The following is a 24244-nucleotide window of genomic DNA, read 5'->3' on the forward strand; positions in this document are numbered from 1 at the left end:
CCGGCGAGCGGCGCTCATCGGGGGAGTGTAGCCGATGCTGGGACGCCGCCGAGCTACCTCTTCAGGCGATCGGCAAATGCCTTGCGCGCTTTGGCAACTTTGGGCGCGACGACGAACTGACAGTACGGCTGGAGAGGGTTGTTCTCGAAGTAGCGCTGGTGATAGGCCTCGGCTGGATAGAAGGCCTCAAGCGGCACGACTTCCGTCACGATCGGGTTCGGCCACCGCTTTTCGGCCTCCAGCTGCCGGATCGTCTCTTCCGCGATCCGCTTCTGTTCCTCAGTGTGATAGAGGATGATCGAGCGGTATTGCGGGCCGACATCGTTGCCTTGGCGATTGGGCGTTGTGGGGTCGTGGATCGCGAAGAAGACCTCAAGAAGATCGCGGAAGGAGATGACCGCCGGGTCATACGTGATCTGCGTCACCTCGGCGTGACCCGTGCGGCCGGTGCAGACTTGCTCATACGTGGGGTTCGGCACCGTCCCGCCGGCATAGCCGGAGACGACCTTTTCCACTCCCCGCAACTGGTCGAAGACCGCCTCCAAACACCAAAAACAGCCCCCGCCCAGCGTCGCCTGCTCCATCTCGCTCCTCATTCAGGATGTGACCTGTCTTCAGGAGTATACCGAGCGCAACAAAATCCTAACCTCCTGTTTACCTCCCGAACATCTTCAGAAGGGGGGTCCGTTGCTACGATTCGTTCCATGGAGATCACCCAGTCGTCTCGATCAGCGGAAGCGCGCTCGGCCATCGGCCCTGCGCCGCGCATCCATCCCACCGCCGTCATCCGCGACAGTGTCCTCGGCGAGTGGACCTCTGTCGGCGCAGAAACATCGATCGTCGAATCGACGATCGGCGACTATACCTACCTCGTCGATCACTGTCAGGTGATCTATGCCGAGATCGGCCGGTTCTGCTCGATTGCGTCCCACGTCCGCATTAACCCCGGCAATCATCCGCTCTGGCGCGTGACCAGCCATCACATGACCTACCGGCGCGCCGCCTACGGGTTTGGCGAGGATGATGCAGCGTTCTTTGCTTGGCGGCGCGCGCATCCGGTGCGCATCGGCCACGATGTCTGGATCGGGCACGGCGCGATCATTCTGCCGGGAGTAACGATCGGCAACGGCGCCGCGATCGGCGCGGGAGCGGTGGTGACGAAGGATGTTCCCCCCTATATGGTCGTCGCGGGGGTGCCGGCGCGCCCGATCCGAGAGCGGTTTCCCCCCGCCATCGCCGAGCAGATCGAGCGATCGGCGTGGTGGAACTGGAGCCGCGAGGAGTTAGAAGAGCGCATCGACGACCTGTGCGACCTCGAGCGGTTCCTGCGCCGTTTCGGCGGCTCCCGCGAGGAGCGGGACGTCAGCTCGGCCTGACGGAAAAGCGCCGGCCCGGCGCTGCGAGCTCGGGGACTGCTCCGAAAGTTTCGGCGGCTTCTCGCGCGAAGAGGGTCCGGTCGAAGCCCGGCCAGAAATGGGTCAGCACGAGGCGGTCCGCGCCCGCGGCACGGCCGAGTGTCCCCGCTTCTGCCGCGAGAAGATGGTTTCCTTTCTGCACTGGGCCGTGCTCCGCCGGCAGCGTGGCTTCGCAGAGAAAAAGGTCCGCTCCGGCCGCAAAGTCGCCGAGGGCGGGGTCGAAGGCCGTATCGGCGGAGTAGACAACGACTGCGCTCCCTTCGATGCGCATCGCGTAGGTCGGCACGTCGTGCCGGGTGCGGAAGAAGCGCACGCTCAGCGGCCCGAGCGTGAGTGCGGCCGCGGGGTCATACTCGGCGAGGTCGAAGACGGCGGCAAAGAAGTCCGGCGCGCCCCGGAGCGCAACCCCGAGCGAGGCGAGAAAGTCGCGTCCGCCTGGCGGCAGATAGAGGCGCGGACGCGCCCCGCTCCCGCCATAGCGGAGCGCATACCGAAGCGGGACGAGGTCCAAGTAATGGTCGGGGTGGAAATGGGAGATGAGAATGGCGGCGATCTCGCCGAGGGTGACTTCGGCGAGAAGATGGCTGAGCGCTCCCGGTCCACAGTCGATCACGATGGTGAGGCCGGGAAGGCGCAGGAGATAGGCCGCGCAGGCATCCCCCGGCGCCGGGACGGCAGCGCTCGAGCCGGCGACGATCAGCTCCACCGGGCACCCGCTGCGCGCGGTTGCGCCAGTCGGCCGCGGTCGAGGCGGATCACCTCGTCGGCAAGCCGCCGGAGCAGCGCTTCATCATGCATCACGCCGATCATCGTCACGCCGCGGCTCCGCTCTTCGGCAAGCAAGTCAACCACCGTCTGCTGGAGCGAGGGGTCGAGGGCTGAGGTCGGCTCATCAAGCAGCAGCAAGCGCGGACGCAGGGCGAGCGCGCGCGCAAGATTGACACGCTGCTGCTCGCCGCCAGAGAAGAGGGCAGGGTAGCTTTCCCAGAGCTCGCGCGGCAGCCGCAGCCGATCAAAAAGGGCGGCGACCCGCTCGCGCGCTTCGGCATCTTCCACCCCTTTGGCAATGAGCGGACGAGCCGCAAGGTCGATCGCCTTCACCCGCGGCGCGGGGCGCAAGAATTGGGAGACAAAAGCGAGTTCCTGCTGACGGAGATCGAGTTTGGTCTCTTCGTCGGCAGTCGCGAGATCGACAATCACCCCATCGCTCCGGCGATAGAGCATAGCCCCTGACTGCACGAGGTAGGTGCCGTAAATCGCCTTCAAAAGCGATGACTTGCCGCTGCCGCTCGGACCGGCTAGTCCTAGAAACTGCCCCTCAGCGACATCGAACGAGATCCCTTCAAAGCCGACGACCGTTTTCCCGCCAAGCAGGTGCAGCACAAACCGTTTTGTGAGATCGCGGATGGAGAGATGGACGACGGTCATCGCGCTCCCTTAGGTGTTGATCGAGCTGACAAGCAGCTGGGTATAGGGATGCTGAGGATCTTCGAGAATTTGGTCGGTCAGCCCGGCTTCGACGATGCGGCCGTTCTTCATGACGATCGTGCGCTCGCAGAGCAGGCGAACGACGCCGAGGTCATGCGAGACCACCACCATCGCCATCCGTTCGGTGCGCTGAATCTCTTGGATAAGGTCGAGGACACCAGCCTGAACGGAGACATCGAGCCCCGACGTCATCTCGTCGAGCAGAACGACTGACGGCCCGTTCGCGATCGCCTTGGCGATCTGGACGCGCTGCTGCATCCCGCCGCTGAAAGTCGACGGCGGATGGTCCATCCGCGAGCGCGGCACCTCCATCCGCTCGAGGAGGGTCATCGCTCGCCGCCGGATCGCCGCCACCTCGCGCCATTCAGCAGCGAGCAGCCGCTCAGCGATGTTGCCGCCGGCGCTGATCCGCAGGTTGAGGCCCTCGCGGGCCGACTGGTAGACCATGCCGAGGTGGAAGTTGCGGATCTGGCGCCGTTCCTGCGCGCTGACAGAGAAGATGTCGCGTTCCCCGCCGCCAACTGAGCCGAGCAGCGCGATCCCTTCTGTTGGGGTGAGATCGCCATTGAGGCAGCGCAGAACGGTGGTCTTGCCGCTCCCGCTTTCGCCGACAATCCCAAGCGTGCGGCCCGGCCGCAGGTCGAACGAAACGCCGGCGCAGGCGACGACGGTGCCGCAGCGGGGGCAGGTCGAGCGGCCGACCTCCGGCCCGGTTTCGGCCAGACAGAACTCACAGCCCGGGCCAAACCGCTTGCCCAGCCCAATCACCCGGAGCGCCCAAGGGCCTGCCGATGTCGCAGTCATCGCGCCGCCTCCTGCAGCGCGAGCTGCTCGTCGCAGTACTCCGTGTCGGAGCAGACGTACCGCGCATTCCGCTCATCCGGGATTAAGGTTAGGAACGACGTGCGTGAGCCGCAGCGGGCGCAGGGGACATCGAACCGCTCCACCGTGAAAGGATGGTCGGCGAAGGCGAGAGGCTCGACATCGGTCCATGGGGGCACGGCGTAGACCCGCTTCTCTCGCCCTGCGCCGAACAGCGAGAGGAACTCGGCCTGATGCAAGCGAGGGACATCCCAGCGCGGAATGGGGCTTGGCGACATGATGTGGCGTCCATTGACTAAGACGGGGTAGCCGGCGGCCCGCGTGATGCGGCCGTGGCGAACGATATCTTCGTAAAGCGCCACCCAGATGCGGCTGTAGTCTGCTTCGGCATGCATGCGCCGCGTCTCCTCCTCGCGCGGCTCGACAACGCGCAGCGGCTCGGGCAGCGGCACTTGGAAGACGAGGATCTGATGCGCCCGCAGCGGCGTCTCGGGAATGCGGTGGCGCGTCTGAATGATTGTCGCCTCGGTGGTAGCGGTCGTCAGCTTGACTCCGGGGGAGGTGCGCTCGATCAAACGACGCAGATTGACGGCATTGACGCTCTCATCGGCGCCTTGATCGATGACCTTCACGACGTCGCCGTGCCCGATCAGCGAGAGGGTGATCTGCAGACCGCCGGTGCCCCAGCCGCGAGCGATGGGCAGTTCGCGCGAGCCGAAGGGCACTTGGTAGCCGGGGATAGCAACGGCCTTGAGCAAGGCGCGCCGAATTGCTTTCTTGCTCAGTTCATCGAGAAAGCCAAAGTTATAGCCGGTTTCCGGGCTGCGAGCGGTTAGCGTCTGCAGCTCCATGATCAGCTCCTCCCCCCGGCGAGCGTCGGGTCCGCCTCCTTGCGCTCGAGCGCCAGCTGGAGCCCGCTCCCAAACGTGACAAAGTGCGGCAGCTTGAGATGCTCGACGAAGCCAGTGCTTTCGATGCCGTCGATGTGATACAGCACCATCTCCGGGTCTGCCGCGGGACCGCCGCCGGTGCCGGATTGCAGGCTCGAATCGAGCATGGCCATCGCGATCGCCTTCCGTTCGTGCTGGCCGAAAACAAGCCCGTAGCTCATGCCGTACTGCGCCGGCGACGAGGCGGCAGCCCCGCGTTCTCCCGAGGCCCGCGCGCTTGCTCGGCCGAACATTTCGACCTCTGTCGCTCGAAACCAGCCCACTGTGACTGGTTCGCCAAGAAGCGGGTGGACGACGCGCAGCGGCAAGTCTCCCACGCGCAGTTCACCGATGGTGCCGTGATCGCCGCCGCCGCCGAAGCCGCGCTGGGCGCTATAGGCAAGGCACACCATCGCCCCGCTCTCGCCGCGCGCGAGCGCTTGAAGCCACGCCGACCGCGGCACCGGAAAGCGCAGCGGCTCGCGCGTGAGATCAAACGGCTCCTCGGCCCGGGGCGTGAGCGGCGCCATCCAGCCGAGGGCGCGCATTGTCGCTGACACCTTCGGCAGCCGCTGACCGATTGGGCCGGGCGGGACCGCATCAGCGGCTCGGCGCGCAAGCCGCGGGTCGTCGCGCAGCAAGCGGAAGTCGAGCAGGCGTTGGGTGTAGTCGCGGGTTCGGCCGAGGAGCTGGCCCCCGGGGATATCCTTAAAGGCGGAGGAAATCCGCCGCACGACCAGCATCTCCTCGCCAGAGACGGGCTGCGCATTGGCAAGACGCGGCAAGGTGCTGCGGTAGGCGCGCAACAGAAATGCTGCTTCGATGACATCGCCTTCGGTCTGCTTCAGCGCGAGAGCGGCAAGGATCGGCGCGTACAGCCCGCCCTCACCGATCACGCGGTCGACCGCGGCGCCGAACTGGGAGAGCACCTGCCGAACTTCGATCGCCGCTTCGTCCGGAGCGACGTCGAGTCGCTCGATCAGGCGCTCGGCGGCGAGGATAGCGTCTTGTCCCCCCTTGACGGCGGTGTAGCCCATCAGTGCGCTCCTTCCAGCACGCGTTCGACGAAGGTCGAGCGCGGGATTGCCGCGAGCTGGCCAGCAGCATCGACGACCAGCAGGTCGATCCCGCACGGGTATGACGCGACGGCGGCCGCCCGCGCAGCGAGGAGGGCCCACGGCAGCCCCTGCACTCTGAGCGTGGCGCCGGGACAGCAGCCCGGGCCTCGGAGCGACAAGTGGAGCGGGCCGAGCCCAAGCGCATCGACGAGGAGAATGGCCGTCGCTCCCCGGTCCGGATAGGCCAAGGAGCCGCGGGGAAGCCGAGTGATCCACTCCGGAGCGCAGCTGCTGGCAGCGCTGAGGAAAAACTCCGCTTGGTCCACCGGCACGCGCACCACACCAACCCGCTGTTGGAGGTGACGGAGCAGTTCAGCGCTGCCCGCCTCCAGCTCAACCGCAACCCGCGTTTCGTGGTCGCAGAGGGTGCGAAGGATGGCCGTTGCCCAGCCTTCGATCGGCGCCTCCTCGTCGCGGACGGGCAGCGGCACGATCGTCCCTGGAGACGCAAGCGCGCCAAGCACCGCTCGGAAGGTCCGTTGGCTATCGTGGACCGGGTCGAATCGGGGTCTCGAGCCCGGGGTGACAAGCAACATCCGTTTACTCCCGCATCAGAAGTTCTCAAAGGCGACCCGGGTGGCTTGGAGCTCCTCCCAGGCGGGATGCACAGGCGGGCGGCTCTCGATGATCTCGCGGAGCCGGCGCTCGACGACGGCGGCAAGCGGCCCGCCGCGCGCGATCGCAGCATCAATCAGCGCGATCGCCACAGCATGGTCGGGCGCACTCCCGATAACCATGCCCCATCCTTCCGCCTCGCTCAGCGCGACCCGCGCCTCCGTGACCAGCACTTCCCCAAGGTTGAAAGTCTCCCCGAGGGCGCCATCGATTGCGCGCGCCATCACCATCCCCACCGTTGGCGGCATGACAAGGGAGACTGGCTCGGCGCAGTGCTCGAGCACAAGCCGACCAAGCGCAAGCGCCTCTGCTTCGCTGAGCGAGGCCGCCCATTCATAGCAGGTCTTACGATCCACGAGAGACCTCCTGCGCCGCTTCTCTTCGCAGTGGTTCGGGAGCCCGACCGCTGTAGGTGTACACGAGCCGTCCCGCAGAGAAGACCGCTTCGACGATTGGCACGCTTGTCTCGCGTCGAACGATCACGACATCGGCGCGTTTGCCGACCGCAAGGATGCCGCGGTCGGTCAAGCCGAGAGCGCTTGCGGGGTTCGCTGTCACCATCGCCACCGCCTCGGGAAGAGAGCACAGTCCATCATCGACGAGCCGAAGCAGTGCCGGCAACAGAGAAGCTGCGTGATAGTCGGCGCAAATGATGTCGGCCAGCCCTTCGGCAATCAGTTCGACCGCGGAGAGGTTGCCGCTGTGCGACCCGCCACGGACGATGTTCGGCGCGCCCACGACGATCGCCATCCCACGGCGCCGCGCTTGGCGGGCGGCCTCACGGGTGACAGGAAATTCGGCGATCGTCGCCCCAATCGCCGCTTGGGCATCGACTTTCTCGGGACTGTCATCGTCGTGGGTTCCCACGATGCAGGGAAGAGCGGCTCGCCGCGCGGCAACGGCGCGGTAGATCCCCTCCAGCCAGCCATCGGCGACTGCGCGCTGACGCTCTTCCATCCGCCGCCGCAGTTCGTCGGGGTCGATGTCGCCCACCAGCCGCCGCTCACGGTAGGCAGCAAGCCGCTCAAGGTGCTTCGCGAAGTCGCGATATTGGCCTTGCCCTGGCGTATGGTCGTTGAGCGAGAGGTAGCGAACGGGGAGCTTCGCCATCGACTCGAAGATCGGGTCGAGCGTATCCGGGCTCCAGACGTCGAAGCGATGCAGCACGTGGTGGTCGACCGGCCGGCGCTGCTGCTGCTGGATGAATGCAGCGCGCTCCCACGCGCTCCCGACGGAGCGGCCGAGGTCAGGACGGTTCGCGAACGAGAGCGCATGGAAGACGGTCGTCACCCCCGCTCCGAGGGCTTGCCGCTCGAAGTTGGTCAAAGCGAGCGGCAGCGGGAGGTTCGTGCCGGGCCGCGGGTTCACTTCAAACTCGAGGCCGTCGTTGTGAACGTCGATCAGGCCCGGCAAGACATAGGCGCCCTTGGCATCGAGAACGACGACCGGAGCGCCAGTCTCCGGCCGGTCGTCGCCGAGCCCGACAATGCGGCCGCCCGCAATATCAAGGCGACATCCCTCCTCGACTCGGTCGCGAAGGACTAGCCGCGCATTGACAATTGCGATCGGGGCGTCGGGGAGGCTGTCGTCTCGGCCGCCGACGACAACCTCCCGCGGAGTGCGTTCCGCCCTCACTCGAGCGACCGCAGGTCGAGCTTGAGCAGCCGAGCGACATCACGCAGCGGGTTGTACGCTTCGTCAAGCCGGGAGAGCTTCAGCTCCTCGGTCGGGTCGAGGAACCACTGCCGACGCTGGCGAATGTACTCCGGGTCGTTTTGCGTTTCGAGCAGCGCTTGGCGGAGTGCCTTCTTGAAGGACTCGGGCAGATCCCGGCGAACTGCAAGCGGCGTGTTCGGGATCGGCCGGCTGTAGAGGAGAGGCACAATCTTGCCGTCAGGGCAGGAGTCGAACAGGCGCTGGATCTCGGCGGGCGTCCGGTCGACATTGATGCGCTCATCAGGGAAGAAGCACAGTTCAATCTGGCCGTTCTGAGCAGCGGTCACGAGGGTCCGCTCGGTCGAGGCAGCGGCATCGACTTTGCGGTTCCAGAGCGCGGCGACGGCAGTGGGATGGCTCCCAGCGAAGATCGTCTTCATGTCCTTGTCGGGATCGATGCCGGCTTGGATGAGCGTCGTCTTCGGGACGAGATGACCGGAGGCCGAAGCAGGGTCAACGAAGGCGAACTGCTTGCCCTTCAGGTCGGACACTCGGGTGATGCCGGTGCCTTTGATCACGGAAATGACGCTGAAATACGTGGGGCGGATCGAAGGGTCAAAGACCGGCTCGCGGGCAGTCGTCGAAACGCCGACGACGAGGGCTTCGGCGTTCGCCTCCTGCACTGCAAGAATGTAGGCGAAGGGACCGACGAACATCGCGTCGACCTTGTTCGCCCGCATCGCTTCGATGACAGCGCTGTAGCTGGTGCCGGTGAAGAATTCGACGGGGATCCCGAGGCGAGCCTCAAGGAACGTTTTCAGCGGCCGCGCGTTTTCAATCACCTGCTCGGCATCGTCGCCGCCAAACAGGCCGAGGCGGAGCGTCCGCGGCCAATTGGCCCGGTCGTCGCCGGGTTGGACTTGGACGCTCGGACCGGCGGCGCCGGTGGTCGCTGGGCGCGGCCCGCCGGGCGCAATGCAGGCGCTCAGCGTCACAGCGAGCGCCATTCCCGCTGCGAGCGCCGGAAGAGGACGAAACCACGCGATCATATGAGCCTCCTTCGAATGAAATCGCTGAACCGGTCGATGATGGTCACGGTGATCAGGATCAAGATGAGCGCTCCGGTCAGGAGCTGGTACTGAAAGAGCGCCATGTACTTCGACAGCACGAAGCCGACGCCGCCGGCGCCGACGATGCCGAGGATGGTGGCGCTGCGGACATTCCCCTCGAAGACAAGCAGCGAGTAGGAGGTCGCCACCGGCAGCGCTTGGGGAATGACGCCGTAGACGAACACTTGGAGCGGGCGCGCTCCGGTCGCGCGGACTGCCTGCACCTGCTGCGGGTCGATCGCTTCGATCGACTCGGCGAACAGCTTGCCGAGAACGCCGATCTCGCCGATCGCGATGGCGAGAACGCCTGCGAACGGCCCCAGGCCGACCGAGGCGACGAAGATAAGCGCCACGATCAGGCCGGGAATCGCGCGGGCCGAGTTCAGGAAGAAGCGGGTGCTCTGATAGACCCACGGATGGGGAGAGGTGTTGCGCGCCGCAAGCAGCCCAAACGGCAGCGAGAGCATAATGCCGAGCGTCGTCCCCACGATTGCCATCTGGACGGTTTGCATGATCGAAGGAATGACTTCGGGCAGCGTGATGGCGATGCTCTCGCCGAAGTAGGGCAAAGACAGCCCGAACGGCACGTCGACAGTGAAGGTGTCCATCGCGAACCGCGGCGGCACCATTCGGCCGAGCAAGCCGAAGATGTTGGGAATTCCGCGCACCAGCTCGGCCGGGCTCATGTTCGTGCCTGTCAGCGACCACCAGTAGACGAGCACGACAAGCAGCACGACAAAGAACGCGCGCACGCTGAGGCGAGGCCACGGGGCGAGAAGCGAACTGCGCAGGGCCTCGTCGGAGGAGAAGCGGGGAGCGGCCGAGGGAAGGGTCGTCATGCTGCCACACCGACCGGCTGAGCCGCCGGCTGAGTCTCTACGCGGTAGATCAGGTCCATCGCTGCCTCATCGAGCTGGTCTGGGGTCCCTTCGAAGACGACGACCCCGCGGGCGATGCCGACGATCCGGTCGCAGAACGCTTTCGCCAATTCGACTTGATGGATGTTGATGACCGTCGGCACGCCCTCATCGCGAGCGACGTGGGTCAGGTCGCTCATGACTTGCCAGGACAGTTCTGGGTCGAGGCTCGCCACCGGCTCATCGGCAAGGAGGATGTGCGGCTCCTGGGCGAGTGCGCGCGCGATCCCGACGCGCTGCTTTTCGCCTCCCGACAGCTGGTCGGCGCGCTGGGTCGCGCGGTGGAGCATGTTGACCCGCTCGAGGCTGCGCACGGCGATCTCGCGGTCGCGCCGGCTGAAGTAGTGGAAGAGCGAGGGGAGCAGAGCCGAACTGCCCAGCCGGCCGCACAGGACGTTCTTCATCACGCTCAGCCGGAGGACGAGGTTGTATTCCTGCCAGATAAACCCGATCCGCTGCTGGAGCCGCCGGAGCGCCTCGCCACGGAGCGAGGTAATCTCCACGCCATTCAAGCGGATCGTGCCGCTCGTGGGACGCTGGATCCCGTTGATACACCGCAGCAGGGTGGACTTGCCCGCCCCCGAGCGGCCGACCACGGCGACGATCTCGCCCGGGCGCACGGTCAGGGAAACGGACTTGAGCGCTTCCACCCCATTGGGGTAGATCACCCCTACCTGATCGACTTCGAGCATCGCACCTCCTTCGGGCTGAGCCAGCTGGCGCCGCAAAGGACAGTAAGATGCTTGGGTGAACCGGGCGTAAGAACTGAGTTAAGAGTCCGTAAAGCTTTTCGGAGCCGCGATCCGCTTGACAGCCGCAGCAGACAACGCTACGACTTCCGTGATGGGCTCTTCTTCACCGTCTCCGCTCCGCTTGGCTCTCGCGCCAACGGTCGGCGAGTCGGCAGCGGTTCGCCTTGCGCGCGCCCAAGCGCTCCGCCGCTTTCTCGAGGCGGAAATGGACCGTCCCGTCGAGATTGTGATTGAGCAGAGCTATGACGCCTGCGTCACGGCCCTGCGAAACGGCCAGCTCGACGCGGCGATGCTGGGCGAGCTGGCCTACTGGCGCGCCCGCGAGCGCGCGCCAGTCGAGGCCTTGGTGACACCGGTCGGAGAAGATGGGTCGATCGCGTCGTACGAGAGCGTGATCGTCACTGTGCGCGGGTCAAAGATCACCTCGCTCGCCGGCATTCGAGGCACTGTGTTCGGATTAGTCGACACGGAATCGGCCTCCGGTTACCTGATCCCCCGCGCGATGCTCCGAGAAGCCGGCATCGACCCGGACCGCGAGGTCACTATCCGCCTGTTCGGCAGCCACCGGCGCGTGGTCGAGGCGCTTCTCGAAGGAGAGGTCGCGGCGGCGGGGGTGCATGCCGGAACCTTGGCGCCGCCGCAGCCGGAGCGCGCTGTTCAATACGCGCGGCTTCAAGAGCTCGCCCGGTCGCGCCCGATCCCGCGGGGCCCGCTCGTCGTTCGCGCTACCCTCCCGGCGGATACCCGCGCTGCGCTGGCTGGGGCCCTCCTGCGCATCCATGAAGCCGACCCCGAGGCGGCGAAGGTGCTGAACGTCGGCGCAGGCCAGCGGTTCATCCAATCGACCGGCGGTGCGCCGCCAACCCTGCGCCGGATCGCCGCCCTCGCCGGTGTCTCCTACGCCACCGTCTCCCGCGTCGTTAATGGCGCCGGCGAGGTCGCTCCCGCAACGGCCGCTCGCGTCCGCGCTATCATCGACGAACTCGGCTACCGCCCGAATGGGAATGCGCTCGTTCTCCGCGGGGAGCGCGCTCCCCTCGTCGGGTTCCTGACCCCCACCCCCCCCGACCCGCTCTCTTTGCGCCTCGCCGATGCTGTCCGGCAGCAACTCCACCGCGCCCGCATCCCACTCGTGCTCTGTCCCGTCGAGGGCGCAGTCGCGGATACCCCCTTTCCTGACCTTCTCCTCGACGGCCGTCTCGGTGCCCTCATCTGTCCGCCACCGTTCCACGAGGATCCCGGGCTGCAGGAGGCTATCCGCACCGACCGCCTCGTGGTTGCCGTCGGCGACCCTCCCTCAGCGTCGTCCGCTCTGGTCCGGTCGGTTGATGATGCTGTGGCGATGCTGGTCGACCGGCTCGGCACTGCCAAAACTTCCTTCCCTGCCGCTCGCGTTTCGGCCGCTCCTCGTCCTCCCCGAGGCCGCCGGAAGCGCTCGCGCTCCGGCGCCGCGTGAGCGCTTCACTGAGGCCTTCGGGGAAAACTGGAAACGCAGTGCCCCGCCCAAACGAGAACTCCCCTTCTGCCGCTCGACCTTCCCCGCAAGGCGGCAGTCTTCCACGATGCAGCCAAGCAGTCTTCCACGATGGACTAGTCCGGACGCTGCGTCATCCTCGCAATCCCCAGTATGCGCCGTTCTACGACGACTAGGACGACAGAGATCGATCGAATCACTCTGAAATCGAAAGCGGAGAGATGTTCTTGGGGGCGTGGAAAATGGGGATATACTGGAAAGATGAGAGAGTCCGGATTTTTCGATGAGGCGACGATCGTCGTCAAAGCGGGCAGCGGCGGCGCGGGCGCTGTCAGCTTTCGGCGTGAGAAGTTTGTCCCCTTTGGTGGGCCGGACGGCGGCGACGGCGGCCGCGGCGGCTCGGTCTATCTTCGGGCTGACCCGCGACTGAACACCCTTCTTCCCTTCCGGTATGAGCGCATCTTCTCGGCTGGAGCGGGCGGCGCGGGCAGCGGCAGGAAGAAGCACGGCAAAAAAGGTGAAGACAAGATCATCGCCGTTCCTCCCGGCACCGTTGTCCGCGAGGTGAAGGAGGATGGCTCGCTCGGGTCGGTTCTCGCCGATCTTGTCGTCCCTGGCCAGCAGGTGCTGGTCGCGCGGGGCGGCCGCGGTGGCCTCGGCAATACCCACTTTGCGACCAGCACCAACCAAGCGCCTCGCTTCGCCCAGAAGGGCGAGCCCGGCGAGACGAAAACGCTGCATCTTGAGCTCCGACTGATCGCCGATGTGGGGCTGCTCGGCTTTCCGAATGTCGGGAAGTCGACCCTGTTGGCGGCGGTGAGCGCTGCCAAACCGAAGATCGGCGACTATCCCTTCACCACGCTGACCCCAAACCTCGGTGTCGTCGAGGTCGATGACCGCACCTTCGTGATGGCGGATATCCCGGGCTTGATTGAGGGCGCGAGCCAAGGAAAGGGCCTCGGCCACGACTTCTTGCGCCATGTCCAGCGGACCCGGCTGCTCCTTCACCTGATCGACGGGACGAGCGAGCACCCGCGTGAGGACTTCGACCGGCTGAACGCCGAACTCGCTGCGTTCGACCCTGACCTTGCCGCCAAACGCCAGATCATCGTCCTCACGAAGCAGGATCTTCCCGAGGCCCAAGAGCGCCTTCCCGCGGCGCGCGCCGCGTTCTCGGGGCTGCCCGTCTTTCCGATCTCGGCGGCGACTGGCGCTGGCCTGTCGGAGCTGCTTCGCGCGACGGCGGCCGCGCTTGCCGAGGAGGAGGCGAAAGCGCCGCCGGTCCCCGCTGCGGAAGAGCTGCCGGTTATCCGGCCCAAGCCGGCTGTCGGCGGCTTCGAGGTGCTCCGCCACGGCCGGCGCACCTATCAGGTTGCTGGTCAGCAGGTCGAGCGGATGGTCGCCATGACCGACCTTGCCAACGAAGAGGCATTTCGCCACCTGATGCGCAATTTCAATCGTCTTGGTGTCCCGGCGGCGCTGCAGCACGCCGGCATCACTCCCGGCGCGAAGGTGACGATCGGCGGCGCTGTCTTCCAGTGGACAGAACTTGGCCTGCAGTGGCTGCCGCCCCCGCCGCCGAAGAAGCAGCGCTCCTCCCAGCCGGCCGCTGGCCGGCGCGCCCGCATGCGCGCCTAGCCAGCCGCTTGCAGGGCCGCTCTCACGGTCTCGCTGCTCCGCGGCGACTGGGGTGGGGAGCGTTACTGCCGCGTGATGCCGAGCCGGCGGGCGAGCCGGCGCTCGATGAGAAGACCCTGAGGAAGCGGGAGGTCGCGGGCGGCGTGCAGCGCCCGCTTCGCTGCTTGGACCGCCGCCGGCGGGTTGGCGGCGATGCGGCGCGCCAGCGTCTCTGCCTCTTCCTCCAGCCGCGCGGGCGGGACGACGCGGTTCACCAGCCCGATCGCCAGCGCCTTCGTCGCGTCGAAGCGCTCGCCGGTCAGGATCGCCTCGCGCGCCCAGCCGGGACGGACAACGCGTGGCAGCGTCTGGCTGCCGCCGGCGCCGGGGATCAGGCCGAGCGTCACCTCGGGGACAGCGAATACCGTTCCCTCGGCGGCGAGGCGGAGGTCGCAGAGCGCTGCGAGTTCGACCCCTGCGCCGATCGCGTAGCCGTGAATGGCGGCGATGAGCGGCTTCGGGCAGGCGGCGAGCAGCTGCCAGACCGGGCGCAGGTGTCGGATGCGCTTCGCCTCGATAGGGGAGGGAGCAGTGCCGAACTCGCTGACGTCTGCCCCGGCCGAAAAGGCTCGCCCCGCCCCGCGGACAATCGCTACCCGCACCTCGTCGTCGAGCGCGATTGCCGGCAGGATTTGGACAAGGTCGTCGCGAATCTGGACGTTGATGGCGTTGAGCACCGCCGGCCGGTTCAGTGTCACCACCGCCACGCCGTCGTGCTTTTCGTAGATCACGGCGTCGAAGCCCATCGCTCCCCCACCGGAAGTATGGATCAGCCAAGTGCCGGCGCGGCGGCACCATGCCGAGGCGTCGCCGGCGCGGCTGTGGGTTCCTAAGGCGAGGAACATTCGTGGATCGCGCTGCTGGCGATGACGTAGCCTCTCGCCGGGAGGATGCGAATGAAGCAGAGTGCGTTGACGGGCGGCGTGCGGATCCTTGTCAGTACGGCGGCGCTGCTCCTCGTCGCCTGCAGCGGAACGCCTGCTGCGCCGCCGCCGACCCCGGCAGCCGCTCCGGCCTCGCCGGCTCCCGCAACCGTGTCTCCCCCATTGCCCGCCCCGCCCGCCATCCCGCCGGCGCCGCCCACAGCAGCGGGTCCGGTCTGGGCGACCCGCGCTCCGCTCCTCGTCCCAAACTCCGAGACCGCCGTCGCGGAGCTGAACGGCAAGATCTACGTCATTGGCGGCTATCCCTCGAGCCGGGTTGTCGCGAACACCGTCCAGGTCTACGACACGGCGCGGGATGCGTGGGAGTTCAGCACGCCGCTGCCGATGGCGCTCCACCACACGATGGCCGCCGCTGTCAACGGCAAGCTGTACGTCATCGGCGGCGAGACCGCCGGCTCTGGGGCGACCTTTGGGCCAATTCCACCCACCGGCGCGGGGTTCGTCGATCGCGTCTTCGAGTTTGACCCGGCGACGGGGGTGTGGTCGAGCCGAGCCTCGATGCCCACCGCCCGCAGCGCCGGCGCGACGGCCGTCGTCGACGGCAAGATCTACGTTGCCGGCGGCCGTCCGCCGCGGGGAGCGGACTTTGCCGTCTACGACCCCGTCGCCGATCGGTGGACGACCTTGCCCAACCTGCCCACCCAGCGAAACCACCTTGCCGCCGCCGCAATCGACGGCAAGATCTACGTTGCCGGCGGCCGCTTCGGCGCCGGCGTCGGCAGCGAGATGACGGCTGTCCTCGAAGTGTTCGACCCGCGGACGAATACGTGGGAGCGGAAAGCGCCGATGCCCAAGCCGCGCGCCGGCATCAACGGCATCGCCGCGCTCGGCTGCTTCTACGTCTTCGGCGGGGAAGGCAACGATGCCGTTCCCAGCGGCGTCTTCGCCGAGATGGAGGCCTATGACCCGAAGACCGACCGCTGGACAACTCTGACGCCGCTGCCGACGCCGGTCCATGGGGTCACCGGCGCTGCCTTCGTCAACGGCTGGATCCACCTGCCCGGCGGCGGCACCGAGCGCGGCGGCAGCAGCGGCTCAACTATCCACCAAGTCTACCGGCCCGAGGTCGCCTGCTGAGCCGCGTTCGCTGCCGTCTCAGTCGAGCGGGACGCCGAAGAACTCGGCATAGGCACGAATGGTGTCGCGCGGGTTGTCCTCGTGCACCGGATGGCCGGCCCGCTCGATGACAATATGGCGGGCGTTCGGCATCACCCGCGCCATCCGGTCGGCGATCTCGGCGGTCAGCACATCGCTCTCGCTCCCGCGGACGATCAGCGTCGGACAGGTGATGCGCGTGATGTGCTCCCAGAGGTCGAGCGCGGTAGTGAGGGGCGCGTTCTGCGACTCATTATGACGATACTTGTTCTCGTATGTGCCGTCAGGCAGCAGGCGGGTGGCATGGCGCGCTTTCTCGCGCAGCCACTCCTCATCCGCAAACTGGAGCGACTGACGCGACCACGCGATGTACTCGTCGAGCGAGCGGAAACGCTGAGGCGAGCTCCGAATGCGCTCCATCACCCGCGCTGTTGCTTCCGGGGGCGTCTCCGGGCCGATGTCCTCGATGACCAGCCGCTCGACCCGCTCCGGATGGTGGCCGGCGTAGACCATCGCCGTTCGGCCGCCCATCGACAGCCCGATCAGGCCGAACGTCTCGAACCCGAGCGCGTCGACCGTCGCCGCCACGTCGTCGGCGAGCATATCGCGGTTGTAGGGAACGGGCGAGGTGTCGCTGTCGCCGTGGTTGCGGGCATCGAGAGCGACTGCCCGGTACTTCCGGGCGAGCATCGCCGCCACCCGGTCCCAGGAGTGGGCATTGGAGGTAGTGCCGTGGAGCAGGACTACCGGCGGCGCGGTGGGGTCGCCCCAATCGAGGTAGTGGAAGCGCATTCCATTGACGGTGATGAATCCATCGCGATAGTCGGCCATCTCGCCTTCTCCCGCTGCCCAGGTGGTGGGGCAGCCAGCGGTCATTCTACTCGCACGGTACACTTCAGCGATGGCCCTGATGCGCGCGCTTGCGGCTGCAGCGATTGGGCTCGCCGGCGTCGAGGCGATCACGGCAGTGGTCGAATGGGTGTGGCCGGCCTCCCTCGGCGGGCGAGTCTACTGGCGCGGCCGGCGCGACCGCCGCGCTGTCGCCCTCACCTTCGACGATGGCCCAACACCCTATACCGAGCGTGTGCTCGACCTGCTCCGCGCGGCGGGCGCGCCGGCGACCTTCTTTGCCATCGGTCAGCGCGTCGAACGGCTTCCCGCGACAGCCCGGCGGGTCGTCGCGGAAGGACATGAGATCGGCAACCATACCTACTCGCTCGCTATCCAGCCGCTCCCGTGGCGCTTCTCGCTTCCGACCATCGCCGGCGAGGTGGCGCGGGCGCAGGAGGCGATCGCTGCCGTAACGGGCGTCCGTCCGCGCTACTTCCGGACGCCTGCCGGCCAGATCGGCCGCAACCTGTGGCGCGAGGTGCGCCGGCACAATCTCGCTGTCGTCCACGGGGCGCTGCCGGTCGCCCCGCCACGCTGGAGCGCCCGCCTTCAGCTGCGTCTCCTGGAGCGCCAAATTGCGCCCGGCGCAATCCTGATCCTGCACGACGGCCTCGACAGCGACCCGATGTCCGCTGCTCCCGAAGCGACGGTCGCGCTCTTGCCGGCGCTGCTCGCTGCCATCCGCGAGCGTGGCTTTGACATCGTTCCGCTCGGCGTGCTGCTCGGCCACGACGGCATGGCGGTTGGTCCCCGTCCTCCTTGACACAGCCGCTCCGGCCATACCCGGCGTCATTGCGCTGCGGCTGCTGCGGCAACCCCGGCGTGGGCTGGGGCCTGCCTCTGGACGGGATTGCCGCGCTCGCTGCGCTCGCTCGCAATGACGGGTGAGGGCGGCGGTGGCGCGCTGGCGCGGCGGCGGCCCGCCCGGGACCGGCGTCGTTGCGAGGCGGCCGCTGCGGTAACCCCGGCCGAAGCACGCGCGGGGAAGGTCGGTCAGAGGGGCGACGAGTGGGATTGCTGCGCTCACTCGCAATGACGGGTGAGGGCGGCAGGGGCGCGATGGCGCGGCGGCGGTTAGGCGACCGAGGGCGTCGCGTGCGGCCGGCGGCTGGTCGTGATGTCGTCGTGCGGGATCATCTGGAGGCGCGGGTCTTCCTTGCGCAGCGCCCCCGCCTCGCGGTCGACCCAGCAGTCGACGAGCGCCGGGCCCGGCGCAGCGACGAGCCGCTCGAGCGCCGGGCGCACCGCCCGCGGCGCGGCGACATGAAACGCCTCGATGCCGAACCCCTGGGCGATCCGGTCATAGCGCGTCTCGCCAAGGTCGGTGTTGACTGTCCGTCCCAACGTTCGGCGCTGGCCGTGGCGCTCTGTCCCCCACGCATTGTCGTTGATCACCACGATCCGGATCGGCAGCTTGGCGAGCGCGATGCTGTTCAGTTCGGCGAGGTAGAAGCCGAACGCGCCGTCCCCCGTGAGCAGAAAGACTGGCCGCGGCGATGTTCCCGTCGTCTCGGCGAGTTCGCGGGCAGCGGCGGCCGCGCCGATTGCGAGCGGCGTGCCGATCCCCATCGAGCCGGAGGGGTAATGGTCTAGGTAGCTGGGGGCTTGGTAGATGCGAAGGTAGGCGAGCATGAAGTTGAGTGCATCGGCGCCGTCACCAACGACGATCGCGTTGCGGGGAATGAGCGGGGTCAGGTCGCGGGCGATGCGGTAGGGGTGGAGGGGACCGTCGTCGCCGAGACCGACCTCCGCGATCCGGGCGAGGCGGTTCGCCAGCGCGGCAGTGACATAGCCGGGCGCAGCGTCGGAGAGCGGGCGGGCGCCGCCGAGCTTGCGGGCGAGCGCGTCGGCGAGGGCAAGCGCGGCCCGTCCCGCGTCGGCAACGATCGGCACCTCGATCGGCCGCGCCCGCCGCAGCTCCTCGCCGGCGATGTCTACTTGAATGAAGCGTGCTTCGGGGTGAAAGCGGGGCGGCAGCCCATAACCGAGGCGGTCCGACAGGCGTGCTCCGAGCACCAGCACGACATCAGCCTCCTTGGCGGCCACCTGCGCCAGCGGCCACGGAAAACCGAGTTCCATGTCTTCCGGAACTGCACCCCGACCGAGCGCGTGGCCGAGCACCGGGATGCAGAACTCCCGCGCCAGTCGGCTGAGGCCCTCGCCGGCCCGCACGGCGCCGCTGCCGGCGACAATCAGGGGTCGGCGCGCGGCTGCGAGCAGGGCAGCGGCCGCCTCGATCGCCGCCGGCGACGGGTCCGGCGGCGGTGGGGGAACGATCGGCTCATCCTCGCGGCGTTGTTCCTGCACCTCGGCAGCGAGCAGGTCCTGCGGGATGGCGAGCACCGCCGGCCCAGGACGGCCGCTCCGCGCTACGTGGGCCGCATGATGGACATACTCGGCGAGCCGTTCTTGGTCGTAGACGATGCGCGCCCATTTGGTGAACGGACGGACGAAGGCGAGCTCATCGTCCAGCCCGCTGCCGGGATCGTCGTGGGAGATCGGCGGCCGCGCGAGGATCACGACGACGGGCGAGCAGGCCTGCCGCGCTTCCATGATGCCGGTCAGCGCGTTCGGCAACCCTTGTTTGCTGATCAGGACCGCGAAGCCGACCCGCCCGGTAATGCGGGCGTAGCCATCTGCCGCGACGACAGCCGCTGTCTCGTGGCGAGCGCTGACGATCCGCACGCCGTCGCGGTCGAGTGCGTCGAGGATGCGGGCATGCCCTGCTCCCGCGAGCGAAAAGACCGTCCGCGCGCCCTCGCGCTGGATCGCGCGGCTGACCGCTGCGCCGCCATTTGCCATCCTGCACCTCCCAGCGGCAATACCGCCGCGCTGCTTGGTCGGCTCCGGCTCGGTCCTGAGTGCGCGGCATGCTCAGGCGGGCGTCGGGCGGACGAAGGCGCGCTCGCCGGCGCGTACCGCTTGGGCTAAGGTGTTCTCCGGCGGGGCGAGCGGGCAGACCCAGCGGTCATCGTAGCAGCACGAGGGGTTGTAGGCGTAGTTGAAATCGAGCACTAAGGCGTCGCCTTCGCTGCCAAGGTCGGCGCCCTTGATCGTGTCGAGCAGGTAGCGGCCGCCGCCGTAGGTTTCGCTGCCGTTCGTCGCGTCACGGAACGGCAGAAACACGCCGCCGCCGTAGCCGGCAATCCAGTACAGGTCGAGCGTCGCCGGCAGTCCAGCGAGCACGAACCGGACACGGCCGAACCGCTCCAGCCGGACGACGCCATCTGCTCCCGCTGGGACTTCGCGCCAGGCCAGCGGCGCCGGCTCAACGGGCGCGACGACGCGGTAGGCCGGGTCGTAGGGATACCAGCGCAGCCCGGGGAAGCCGACCCGCGCTGCGCCGAGCGGCGATTGCGGGTGCTCGGCGAAGAGGCGGTCGCGGGCGGCGCGGAAGCGAGCGGCGGCGGTGGGGTCGGGTCCGGCGGCGCGGACCTCAGCATAAAGTGCTGCGACTTGGCGGCGCCAGTCGAGAAGAGCGAGGCGATCCTCCATTGTCACCTCCGGCTATACTGGCCGCACTCCCCACGCGACGAGGAGCCGATGCCCGAGGAGACTGCGGTCGCTCAGCTGATCCGCCGTCGGCTGCAGGCGCTTGGCCTCTCAGTGCGGCAAACCTCCCTGCAGGCCAACCTCAGCCATAATACTCTGCGCGTTATCCTCGCCGGCGCGCGGCCAACAGCGGAGACATGCGATGCGCTCGAGCATGTGCTGGGCTTGCCGAAAGCAACGCTCCGCCTCCTTGCGGGGTGGCCGCTCCCCGAAGAGTGCTTCCACTTTTCTGAGGAGTGGGCGCGCCAGCTCCTCGAGCTTGCGACCCCAGAACTGCGCCAAAAGGTGATCGGGTTCTTGCTGGCGCAGACGCCGCGCTCTTCGCCGCCCGGGGAGAGCGCGTGAAGATCGAGCTTGCTCTTCGGGTCCTCCCGCCCTCTCGCGTCGCGCCGTTGGCGCGCCTCGCCGAGGAGGCCGGCTTCGACGCGGTCAGCGTCAACGAGACCGCGCGCGACTCTGTGGTGGCGGTCACGGCCGCGGCAGCAGCGACCCGCCGGATCGAGGTCGCCACCTCGGTGACCCTCGCCTTTCCACGCAGCCCCACAGTGACGGCGATGGCGGCGTGGGATTTGCAGGAGCTGAGCGGCGGGCGCTTCACGCTCGGGCTTGGCTCCCAAGTGCGCGGTCACCTTATCCGCCGCTTCGGCGTCGAGTGGCGGCCGCCAGTGCCGCGGATGCGCGACTACGTCGGCGCGCTGCGGGCGCTCTGGCACGCCTTTGCCACCGGCGCCCCGCTCAATTACCAGAGCGAGCACTATCGCCTGACCTTGCTCACTCGCGAGTTCAACCCTGGCCCGCAGCCGTTTCCGCCGCCTCGAGTGCACCTTGCCGCCGTCAACCCGGCGATGTGCCGGCTTGCCGGCGAGATTGCCGACGGGCTGCGGACCCACCCGCTGATGACACCCCGCTACCTCGAGACAGTCGTTCTGCCGGCCGTCCGCGCGGGACGGGAGCGCGGCGGCCGCGCCGGCCAGCCGTTCGACCTCGTCGCCGCCTCGTTTCAAGCGCTCGGCGACAGCGACGAGGCGGTCGCGCGCGCCCGCGAGGAAGCGCGGCGAATGATTGCCTTCTATGCCTCGACGCCGGCCTATCGGCCGGTGCTCTCGACACACGGGCTGGACGACCTCGGCGAGAAGCTGGCGCGGATGGCCGCCGCGGGCCAATGGGATCACCTCGCTGCCGAGGTCGCTGACGATGTGCTCGACACCTTCACCCTAAGCGGGCGCTTGGACGACCTGCCGCGGCTGGTGGCCGAACGCTATCAGGGGCTCGTCACGCGCTTCGCGCTCTTCTCGCCGCCGCGCGAGCTGCTCGCTGACCGCGACCGGCTCGCGGCGCTCGTCCGGGCTCTCCGCGATTGCGCCATTCCCGCTGCGTTCTGACCTCGACGCGCCTGCGCGCCGGGCCCGCCTCCCGCGGCGCCCGTTCCGTGACCGTCCGCGTCACCGCTACAATGGAGGCGGCAGCAACGCGAAGGGACGACAATGGATCAGCCAAGCCCGAAAAACGTCGAAAAGATGTGGAACTACGCCCGCGCCTACGCCGCGAAGTCGGGAACAGTCTTTCATCCTGACCCGACGGTCACCGAGGCGGTCATTCTCGGTTTGGCCGCGAACATCGATCAGGTGGGGCGGCCGCTCTGTCCCTGCAACTTCTACCCCGACAAAGCAGCAGAAGCGAAGCGCCGCGAATGGATCTGCGCCTGCGACGAGATGCAGAAGTGGAAATACTGCCACTGCCTGCTCTTCGTCCGCGAGGATGGGCTGCCGATCACCGAGTATCTGCCGGAAGGACACGAAGGCCGGGCGATTTATGGGCTGGTGACTGACCCGACGCCGGACAAAGGGCGCGCGCTCGGCCGTGTCCTCGAACGCCGCGGGGAGGAGGGCCGCGCCTCAGGGTGAGGGCTGCCCGGCCGTCTTGGACGCCGCGTCGCCTTCCAGCCGCGTCAGACGGAGCCGGCTGATCCGCATGCCCTCGACCGCCACCACCTCGAAGCGATAGCCGTCAACGTCGATGCGGTCGCCAACGCGCGGGGCGCGTCCGAGCGCGCCGAAGACATAGCCGCCGATGGTGTCATATTCCGAGTCGTCGAGCGTCAGGCCGAAGCGCTCATTGACATCCTGAATGTCGGTGTGGCCGTCGATCAGCGCGCCGTTCTCGGTCGCGATGATCTCCTCTTCCGTTTCGTCGACGTCGGACTCGTCGCGGATCTCGCCAAAAATCTCCTCGATGATATCTTCCATCGTGACGAGCCCAGCGGTGCCCCCGAACTCGTCGAGCAAGATCGCGAGGTGGAGCTTCTGCTCGCGCATCCGCTTGAGCAGCTCATCGATCGAGATCGTCTCCGGCACCAGCAGCACCGGCCGCATGACCTGCTGAATATCGAAGGAAGGAGCGGAGCCGTTGCTCACCTCCGGAAGAGCGCGGAGGAGATCCTTCAGCAGCACCATGCCGATGATGTTGTCGATCGTGCCGTGGTAGACCGGGACGCGGCTGACATTCTGCTCGCGGGCGACGGCGAGCAGCTGCGGCAGGGTTGCCGTGTCGGGAACGGCGATGATCTCGGTGCGCGGGGTCATAATGCGGTGGGCTGGGCGTTCGCTGAAGTCGAAGACGCGGCCGAGCAGCTGCGCTTCTTCTTCATCGAGCACCCCGGCCCGCTTGCTCGACTCGATGAGAATTTCGAGCTCTTCGACACTATGCACGAGCTCATGCCCGCTCGCCGGGCGAAGTCCGAGGCGTCGGACGACCCAGTTGCCGGCGCCGTTCAGTACCGCGATCGCGGGCCGGAAGACGAGATAGAAGAGCTCGAGGGGGCGCGCGATCGTCAGGGCGACCTGCTCGCTCCGCTGCAGGGCGAGGGTCTTCGGCGCAAGTTCGCCAAGGATGATGTGGAGCGCGGTGATCGTCGCGAAGGCGACCGCGACGGCAAGCGCGTGAGCGCTGACCACGGGAAGAATGCCGGGCAGAAAAGCAAAGAGCGGCTCGAGCAGATGGGCGACTGCAGCCTCGCCGATCCAGCCAAGGGCGATGCTTGCCATCGTGATGCCAAGTTGGGTCGCGGCGATAGCGCCATCAAGGCGGTGGAGTGTCCGCTGCACCACCTTGGCTGACCCCACTCCTTCCGCGACCAGCTGTTCGATCCGAGAGCGACGCACCGAGACAAGGGCGAACTCTGAGGCGACAAAGAAGCCATTGGCGAAGACGAGCGCGGCGACGGCAAGCAGTTGTAAAACGGTTTCCAACTGTCTACTCGTTCTCGATCACTGACGGCTCTTCATCTTATCATTCTTGGCCTTCGTAAAGCCCGGAAAAGGCGGCCCCTTCGCGGAGAAGCAGGGGCTTATCGGCGCGGGGAGAGGTCCACAACGGTGAGATACGTCAGCATGCCGTCGTCTCGATGGTCGCCGATCGGGCACCAGAGCGTGTATTCGCCTGGCCGAAACTCGATCTCGGTCTGCTGAACGCCGCCCGCGCGCAGGCGCCGTGACTCGAAGTCGACCCCGGGCCCGGCGACAGAGACCGAATGGACATGCCTGCCGAGATTGACGATTTCGACGCGATACCGCCCGGGCGGCAGTTCTGCCGGCTCGACATGGATGCTCCACTCGTACAGCTCGATGCGGACGACGTCGGGTGGGAGGGGAGGGGAAGGAGTGGCGCGGACGACCGGTGCTTCAGCAGAGACGACGGTCGGCGGCGCGGCGGGCGGCGCAGGCGCGCACGCGCTCAGCAGAAGGAGAAGGGCAGGAAGGACGCCGCGCCGCATCGTCATTTGTCTGAGAAC

Annotated in this window: 26 protein-coding genes; 8 read left to right on the forward strand and 18 right to left on the reverse strand. The window is 67.5% G+C overall.

The features are described 5' to 3' along the window. Positions 1–53 precede the first annotated feature (53 nt). On the reverse strand, positions 54–584 hold the full coding sequence (gene msrA / locus NZ773_14870) for a peptide-methionine (S)-S-oxide reductase MsrA (protein ID MCS6803207.1): 531 nt from the start codon (positions 582–584) through the stop codon (positions 54–56). A gap of 120 nt (positions 585–704) precedes the next feature. Between msrA and NZ773_14875 the strand changes: the two genes are divergently transcribed. Then, on the forward strand, positions 705–1376 hold the full coding sequence (locus NZ773_14875; GenBank protein ID MCS6803208.1) for an acetyltransferase: 672 nt from the start codon (positions 705–707) through the stop codon (positions 1374–1376). Here the strand turns inward: NZ773_14875 and NZ773_14880 are convergent. The 11 genes from NZ773_14880 to phnC are packed head-to-tail and all read right to left on the reverse strand — an operon-like array spanning position 1363 to position 10761. Next, on the reverse strand, positions 1363–2121 hold the full coding sequence (locus tag NZ773_14880) for an MBL fold metallo-hydrolase (GenBank protein MCS6803209.1): 759 nt from the start codon (positions 2119–2121) through the stop codon (positions 1363–1365). The genes NZ773_14875 and NZ773_14880 overlap by 14 nt on opposite strands. Then, positions 2112–2843 carry an ATP-binding cassette domain-containing protein gene (locus NZ773_14885; GenBank protein ID MCS6803210.1) on the reverse strand — a complete coding sequence of 244 codons (732 nt, stop codon included), beginning with the start codon at positions 2841–2843 and terminating at the stop codon, positions 2112–2114. The genes NZ773_14880 and NZ773_14885 overlap by 10 nt, the downstream gene beginning before the upstream one ends. A 9-nt stretch (positions 2844–2852) precedes the next feature. Beyond that, a complete protein-coding gene (locus NZ773_14890) occupies positions 2853–3707 on the reverse strand; it encodes an ATP-binding cassette domain-containing protein (GenBank protein ID MCS6803211.1) in 855 nt (284 codons plus the stop codon). Next, on the reverse strand, positions 3704–4576 hold the full coding sequence (locus NZ773_14895) for an alpha-D-ribose 1-methylphosphonate 5-phosphate C-P-lyase PhnJ (protein MCS6803212.1): 873 nt from the start codon (positions 4574–4576) through the stop codon (positions 3704–3706). The genes NZ773_14890 and NZ773_14895 overlap by 4 nt, the downstream gene beginning before the upstream one ends. A 2-nt stretch (positions 4577–4578) precedes the next feature. Further along, the gene (locus tag NZ773_14900) at positions 4579–5691 is read right to left on the reverse strand and encodes a carbon-phosphorus lyase complex subunit PhnI (protein MCS6803213.1); all 1113 of its coding nucleotides are present in this window, start codon (positions 5689–5691) and stop codon (positions 4579–4581) included. Beyond that, entirely contained in the window at positions 5691–6308 is a 618-nt protein-coding gene (phnH, locus tag NZ773_14905; GenBank protein ID MCS6803214.1) for a phosphonate C-P lyase system protein PhnH, read from the reverse strand. Before phnH ends, NZ773_14900 begins: the two co-directional genes overlap by 1 nt. Positions 6309–6323: 15 nt before the next feature. Then, positions 6324–6743, reverse strand: a complete 420-nt coding sequence (locus NZ773_14910) for a phosphonate C-P lyase system protein PhnG (protein ID MCS6803215.1) — start codon at positions 6741–6743, stop codon at positions 6324–6326. Beyond that, positions 6733–8022 (reverse strand): alpha-D-ribose 1-methylphosphonate 5-triphosphate diphosphatase, encoded by a 1290-nt coding sequence (locus NZ773_14915; protein MCS6803216.1) that lies wholly within the window; start codon positions 8020–8022, stop codon positions 6733–6735. Before NZ773_14915 ends, NZ773_14910 begins: the two co-directional genes overlap by 11 nt. After that, complete coding sequence (locus NZ773_14920; protein ID MCS6803217.1) at positions 8019–9092, reverse strand: phosphate/phosphite/phosphonate ABC transporter substrate-binding protein; 1074 nt, start codon at positions 9090–9092, stop codon at positions 8019–8021. Before NZ773_14920 ends, NZ773_14915 begins: the two co-directional genes overlap by 4 nt. Then, positions 9089–9991, reverse strand: coding sequence for a phosphonate ABC transporter, permease protein PhnE (gene phnE, locus NZ773_14925; GenBank protein MCS6803218.1), 903 nt, complete (start codon positions 9989–9991; stop codon positions 9089–9091). Before phnE ends, NZ773_14920 begins: the two co-directional genes overlap by 4 nt. Continuing rightward, entirely contained in the window at positions 9988–10761 is a 774-nt protein-coding gene (gene phnC, locus NZ773_14930; protein MCS6803219.1) for a phosphonate ABC transporter ATP-binding protein, read from the reverse strand. Before phnC ends, phnE begins: the two co-directional genes overlap by 4 nt. A 115-nt stretch (positions 10762–10876) precedes the next feature. Here phnC and phnD point away from each other — a divergent pair, with 115 nt between their 5' ends. Both phnD and obgE read left to right on the forward strand, forming a co-directional pair. Then, on the forward strand, positions 10877–12277 hold the full coding sequence (phnD, locus tag NZ773_14935) for a phosphate/phosphite/phosphonate ABC transporter substrate-binding protein (GenBank protein ID MCS6803220.1): 1401 nt from the start codon (positions 10877–10879) through the stop codon (positions 12275–12277). 279 nt (positions 12278–12556) lie between these two features. Beyond that, the gene (obgE, locus tag NZ773_14940; GenBank protein MCS6803221.1) at positions 12557–13933 is read left to right on the forward strand and encodes a GTPase ObgE; all 1377 of its coding nucleotides are present in this window, start codon (positions 12557–12559) and stop codon (positions 13931–13933) included. Positions 13934–13995: 62 nt separating this feature from the next. Here obgE and NZ773_14945 read toward each other — a convergent pair whose 3' ends face one another. Beyond that, positions 13996–14718: an enoyl-CoA hydratase/isomerase family protein gene (locus tag NZ773_14945; GenBank protein MCS6803222.1), complete on the reverse strand. Its 723-nt coding sequence runs from the start codon at positions 14716–14718 to the stop codon at positions 13996–13998. A gap of 150 nt (positions 14719–14868) precedes the next feature. Here NZ773_14945 and NZ773_14950 point away from each other — a divergent pair, with 150 nt between their 5' ends. After that, entirely contained in the window at positions 14869–15993 is a 1125-nt protein-coding gene (locus NZ773_14950; protein ID MCS6803223.1) for a kelch-like protein, read from the forward strand. 18 nt (positions 15994–16011) lie between these two features. Here NZ773_14950 and NZ773_14955 read toward each other — a convergent pair whose 3' ends face one another. Then, entirely contained in the window at positions 16012–16887 is an 876-nt protein-coding gene (locus NZ773_14955; GenBank protein MCS6803224.1) for an alpha/beta hydrolase, read from the reverse strand. 25 nt (positions 16888–16912) lie between these two features. On the opposite strand from NZ773_14955, the gene NZ773_14960 reads away from it, so the two are divergent. Then, a complete protein-coding gene (locus NZ773_14960) occupies positions 16913–17665 on the forward strand; it encodes a polysaccharide deacetylase family protein (GenBank protein ID MCS6803225.1) in 753 nt (250 codons plus the stop codon). A 311-nt stretch (positions 17666–17976) separates the two neighbouring features. Here NZ773_14960 and NZ773_14965 read toward each other — a convergent pair whose 3' ends face one another. Together NZ773_14965 and NZ773_14970 are read right to left on the reverse strand one after the other, a co-directional pair. Next, a complete protein-coding gene (locus tag NZ773_14965) occupies positions 17977–19704 on the reverse strand; it encodes a thiamine pyrophosphate-binding protein (GenBank protein ID MCS6803226.1) in 1728 nt (575 codons plus the stop codon). A gap of 72 nt (positions 19705–19776) precedes the next feature. Beyond that, positions 19777–20397 carry a DUF1684 domain-containing protein gene (locus NZ773_14970; protein MCS6803227.1) on the reverse strand — a complete coding sequence of 207 codons (621 nt, stop codon included), beginning with the start codon at positions 20395–20397 and terminating at the stop codon, positions 19777–19779. A gap of 48 nt (positions 20398–20445) precedes the next feature. Between NZ773_14970 and NZ773_14975 the strand changes: the two genes are divergently transcribed. The 3 genes from NZ773_14975 (at position 20446) to NZ773_14985 (ending at position 22358) form a co-directional block, all read left to right on the forward strand. Next, entirely contained in the window at positions 20446–20799 is a 354-nt protein-coding gene (locus tag NZ773_14975) for a helix-turn-helix transcriptional regulator (protein ID MCS6803228.1), read from the forward strand. Then, a complete protein-coding gene (locus NZ773_14980; protein ID MCS6803229.1) occupies positions 20796–21836 on the forward strand; it encodes a TIGR03617 family F420-dependent LLM class oxidoreductase in 1041 nt (346 codons plus the stop codon). Before NZ773_14975 ends, NZ773_14980 begins: the two co-directional genes overlap by 4 nt. A 102-nt stretch (positions 21837–21938) precedes the next feature. Beyond that, positions 21939–22358 (forward strand): ferredoxin:thioredoxin reductase, encoded by a 420-nt coding sequence (locus NZ773_14985; protein ID MCS6803230.1) that lies wholly within the window; start codon positions 21939–21941, stop codon positions 22356–22358. Here the strand turns inward: NZ773_14985 and NZ773_14990 are convergent. Beyond that, positions 22350–23702 carry a hemolysin family protein gene (locus NZ773_14990; protein MCS6803231.1) on the reverse strand — a complete coding sequence of 451 codons (1353 nt, stop codon included), beginning with the start codon at positions 23700–23702 and terminating at the stop codon, positions 22350–22352. The two genes, NZ773_14985 and NZ773_14990, sit on opposite strands and share 9 nt — an antisense overlap. A 98-nt stretch (positions 23703–23800) precedes the next feature. Continuing rightward, entirely contained in the window at positions 23801–24232 is a 432-nt protein-coding gene (locus NZ773_14995) for a hypothetical protein (GenBank protein MCS6803232.1), read from the reverse strand. Between the last annotated feature and the right edge of the window lie 12 nt (positions 24233–24244).

It is taken from the genome of Dehalococcoidia bacterium, from assembly GCA_025054935.1.
GTDB lineage: Bacteria > Chloroflexota > Dehalococcoidia > SpSt-223 > SpSt-223 > JANWZD01.

Excerpts from the sequence above, each read along its gene's own strand:
- NZ773_14985 (MCS6803230.1), top strand. The coding sequence starts at position 21,939 with ATGGATCAGCCAAGCCCGAAAAACGTCGAAAAGATGTGGAACTACGCC.
- NZ773_14945 (MCS6803222.1), bottom strand. The coding sequence starts at position 14,718 with ATGGGCTTCGACGCCGTGATCTACGAAAAGCACGACGGCGTGGCGGTG.
- NZ773_14950 (MCS6803223.1), top strand. The coding sequence starts at position 14,869 with ATGAAGCAGAGTGCGTTGACGGGCGGCGTGCGGATCCTTGTCAGTACG.
- msrA (MCS6803207.1), bottom strand. The coding sequence starts at position 584 with ATGGAGCAGGCGACGCTGGGCGGGGGCTGTTTTTGGTGTTTGGAGGCG.
- NZ773_14920 (MCS6803217.1), bottom strand. The coding sequence starts at position 9,092 with ATGATCGCGTGGTTTCGTCCTCTTCCGGCGCTCGCAGCGGGAATGGCG.
- NZ773_14890 (MCS6803211.1), bottom strand. The coding sequence starts at position 3,707 with ATGACTGCGACATCGGCAGGCCCTTGGGCGCTCCGGGTGATTGGGCTG.
- phnE (MCS6803218.1), bottom strand. The coding sequence starts at position 9,991 with ATGACGACCCTTCCCTCGGCCGCTCCCCGCTTCTCCTCCGACGAGGCC.
- NZ773_14975 (MCS6803228.1), top strand. The coding sequence starts at position 20,446 with ATGCCCGAGGAGACTGCGGTCGCTCAGCTGATCCGCCGTCGGCTGCAG.
- obgE (MCS6803221.1), top strand. The coding sequence starts at position 12,557 with ATGAGAGAGTCCGGATTTTTCGATGAGGCGACGATCGTCGTCAAAGCG.
- NZ773_14970 (MCS6803227.1), bottom strand. The coding sequence starts at position 20,397 with ATGGAGGATCGCCTCGCTCTTCTCGACTGGCGCCGCCAAGTCGCAGCA.
- phnH (MCS6803214.1), bottom strand. The coding sequence starts at position 6,308 with ATGTTGCTTGTCACCCCGGGCTCGAGACCCCGATTCGACCCGGTCCAC.
- NZ773_14965 (MCS6803226.1), bottom strand. The coding sequence starts at position 19,704 with ATGGCAAATGGCGGCGCAGCGGTCAGCCGCGCGATCCAGCGCGAGGGC.
- NZ773_14995 (MCS6803232.1), bottom strand. The coding sequence starts at position 24,232 with ATGACGATGCGGCGCGGCGTCCTTCCTGCCCTTCTCCTTCTGCTGAGC.
- NZ773_14895 (MCS6803212.1), bottom strand. The coding sequence starts at position 4,576 with ATGGAGCTGCAGACGCTAACCGCTCGCAGCCCGGAAACCGGCTATAAC.
- NZ773_14885 (MCS6803210.1), bottom strand. The coding sequence starts at position 2,843 with ATGACCGTCGTCCATCTCTCCATCCGCGATCTCACAAAACGGTTTGTG.
- NZ773_14960 (MCS6803225.1), top strand. The coding sequence starts at position 16,913 with ATGGCCCTGATGCGCGCGCTTGCGGCTGCAGCGATTGGGCTCGCCGGC.
- NZ773_14900 (MCS6803213.1), bottom strand. The coding sequence starts at position 5,691 with ATGGGCTACACCGCCGTCAAGGGGGGACAAGACGCTATCCTCGCCGCC.
- NZ773_14875 (MCS6803208.1), top strand. The coding sequence starts at position 705 with ATGGAGATCACCCAGTCGTCTCGATCAGCGGAAGCGCGCTCGGCCATC.
- NZ773_14955 (MCS6803224.1), bottom strand. The coding sequence starts at position 16,887 with ATGACCGCTGGCTGCCCCACCACCTGGGCAGCGGGAGAAGGCGAGATG.
- phnC (MCS6803219.1), bottom strand. The coding sequence starts at position 10,761 with ATGCTCGAAGTCGATCAGGTAGGGGTGATCTACCCCAATGGGGTGGAA.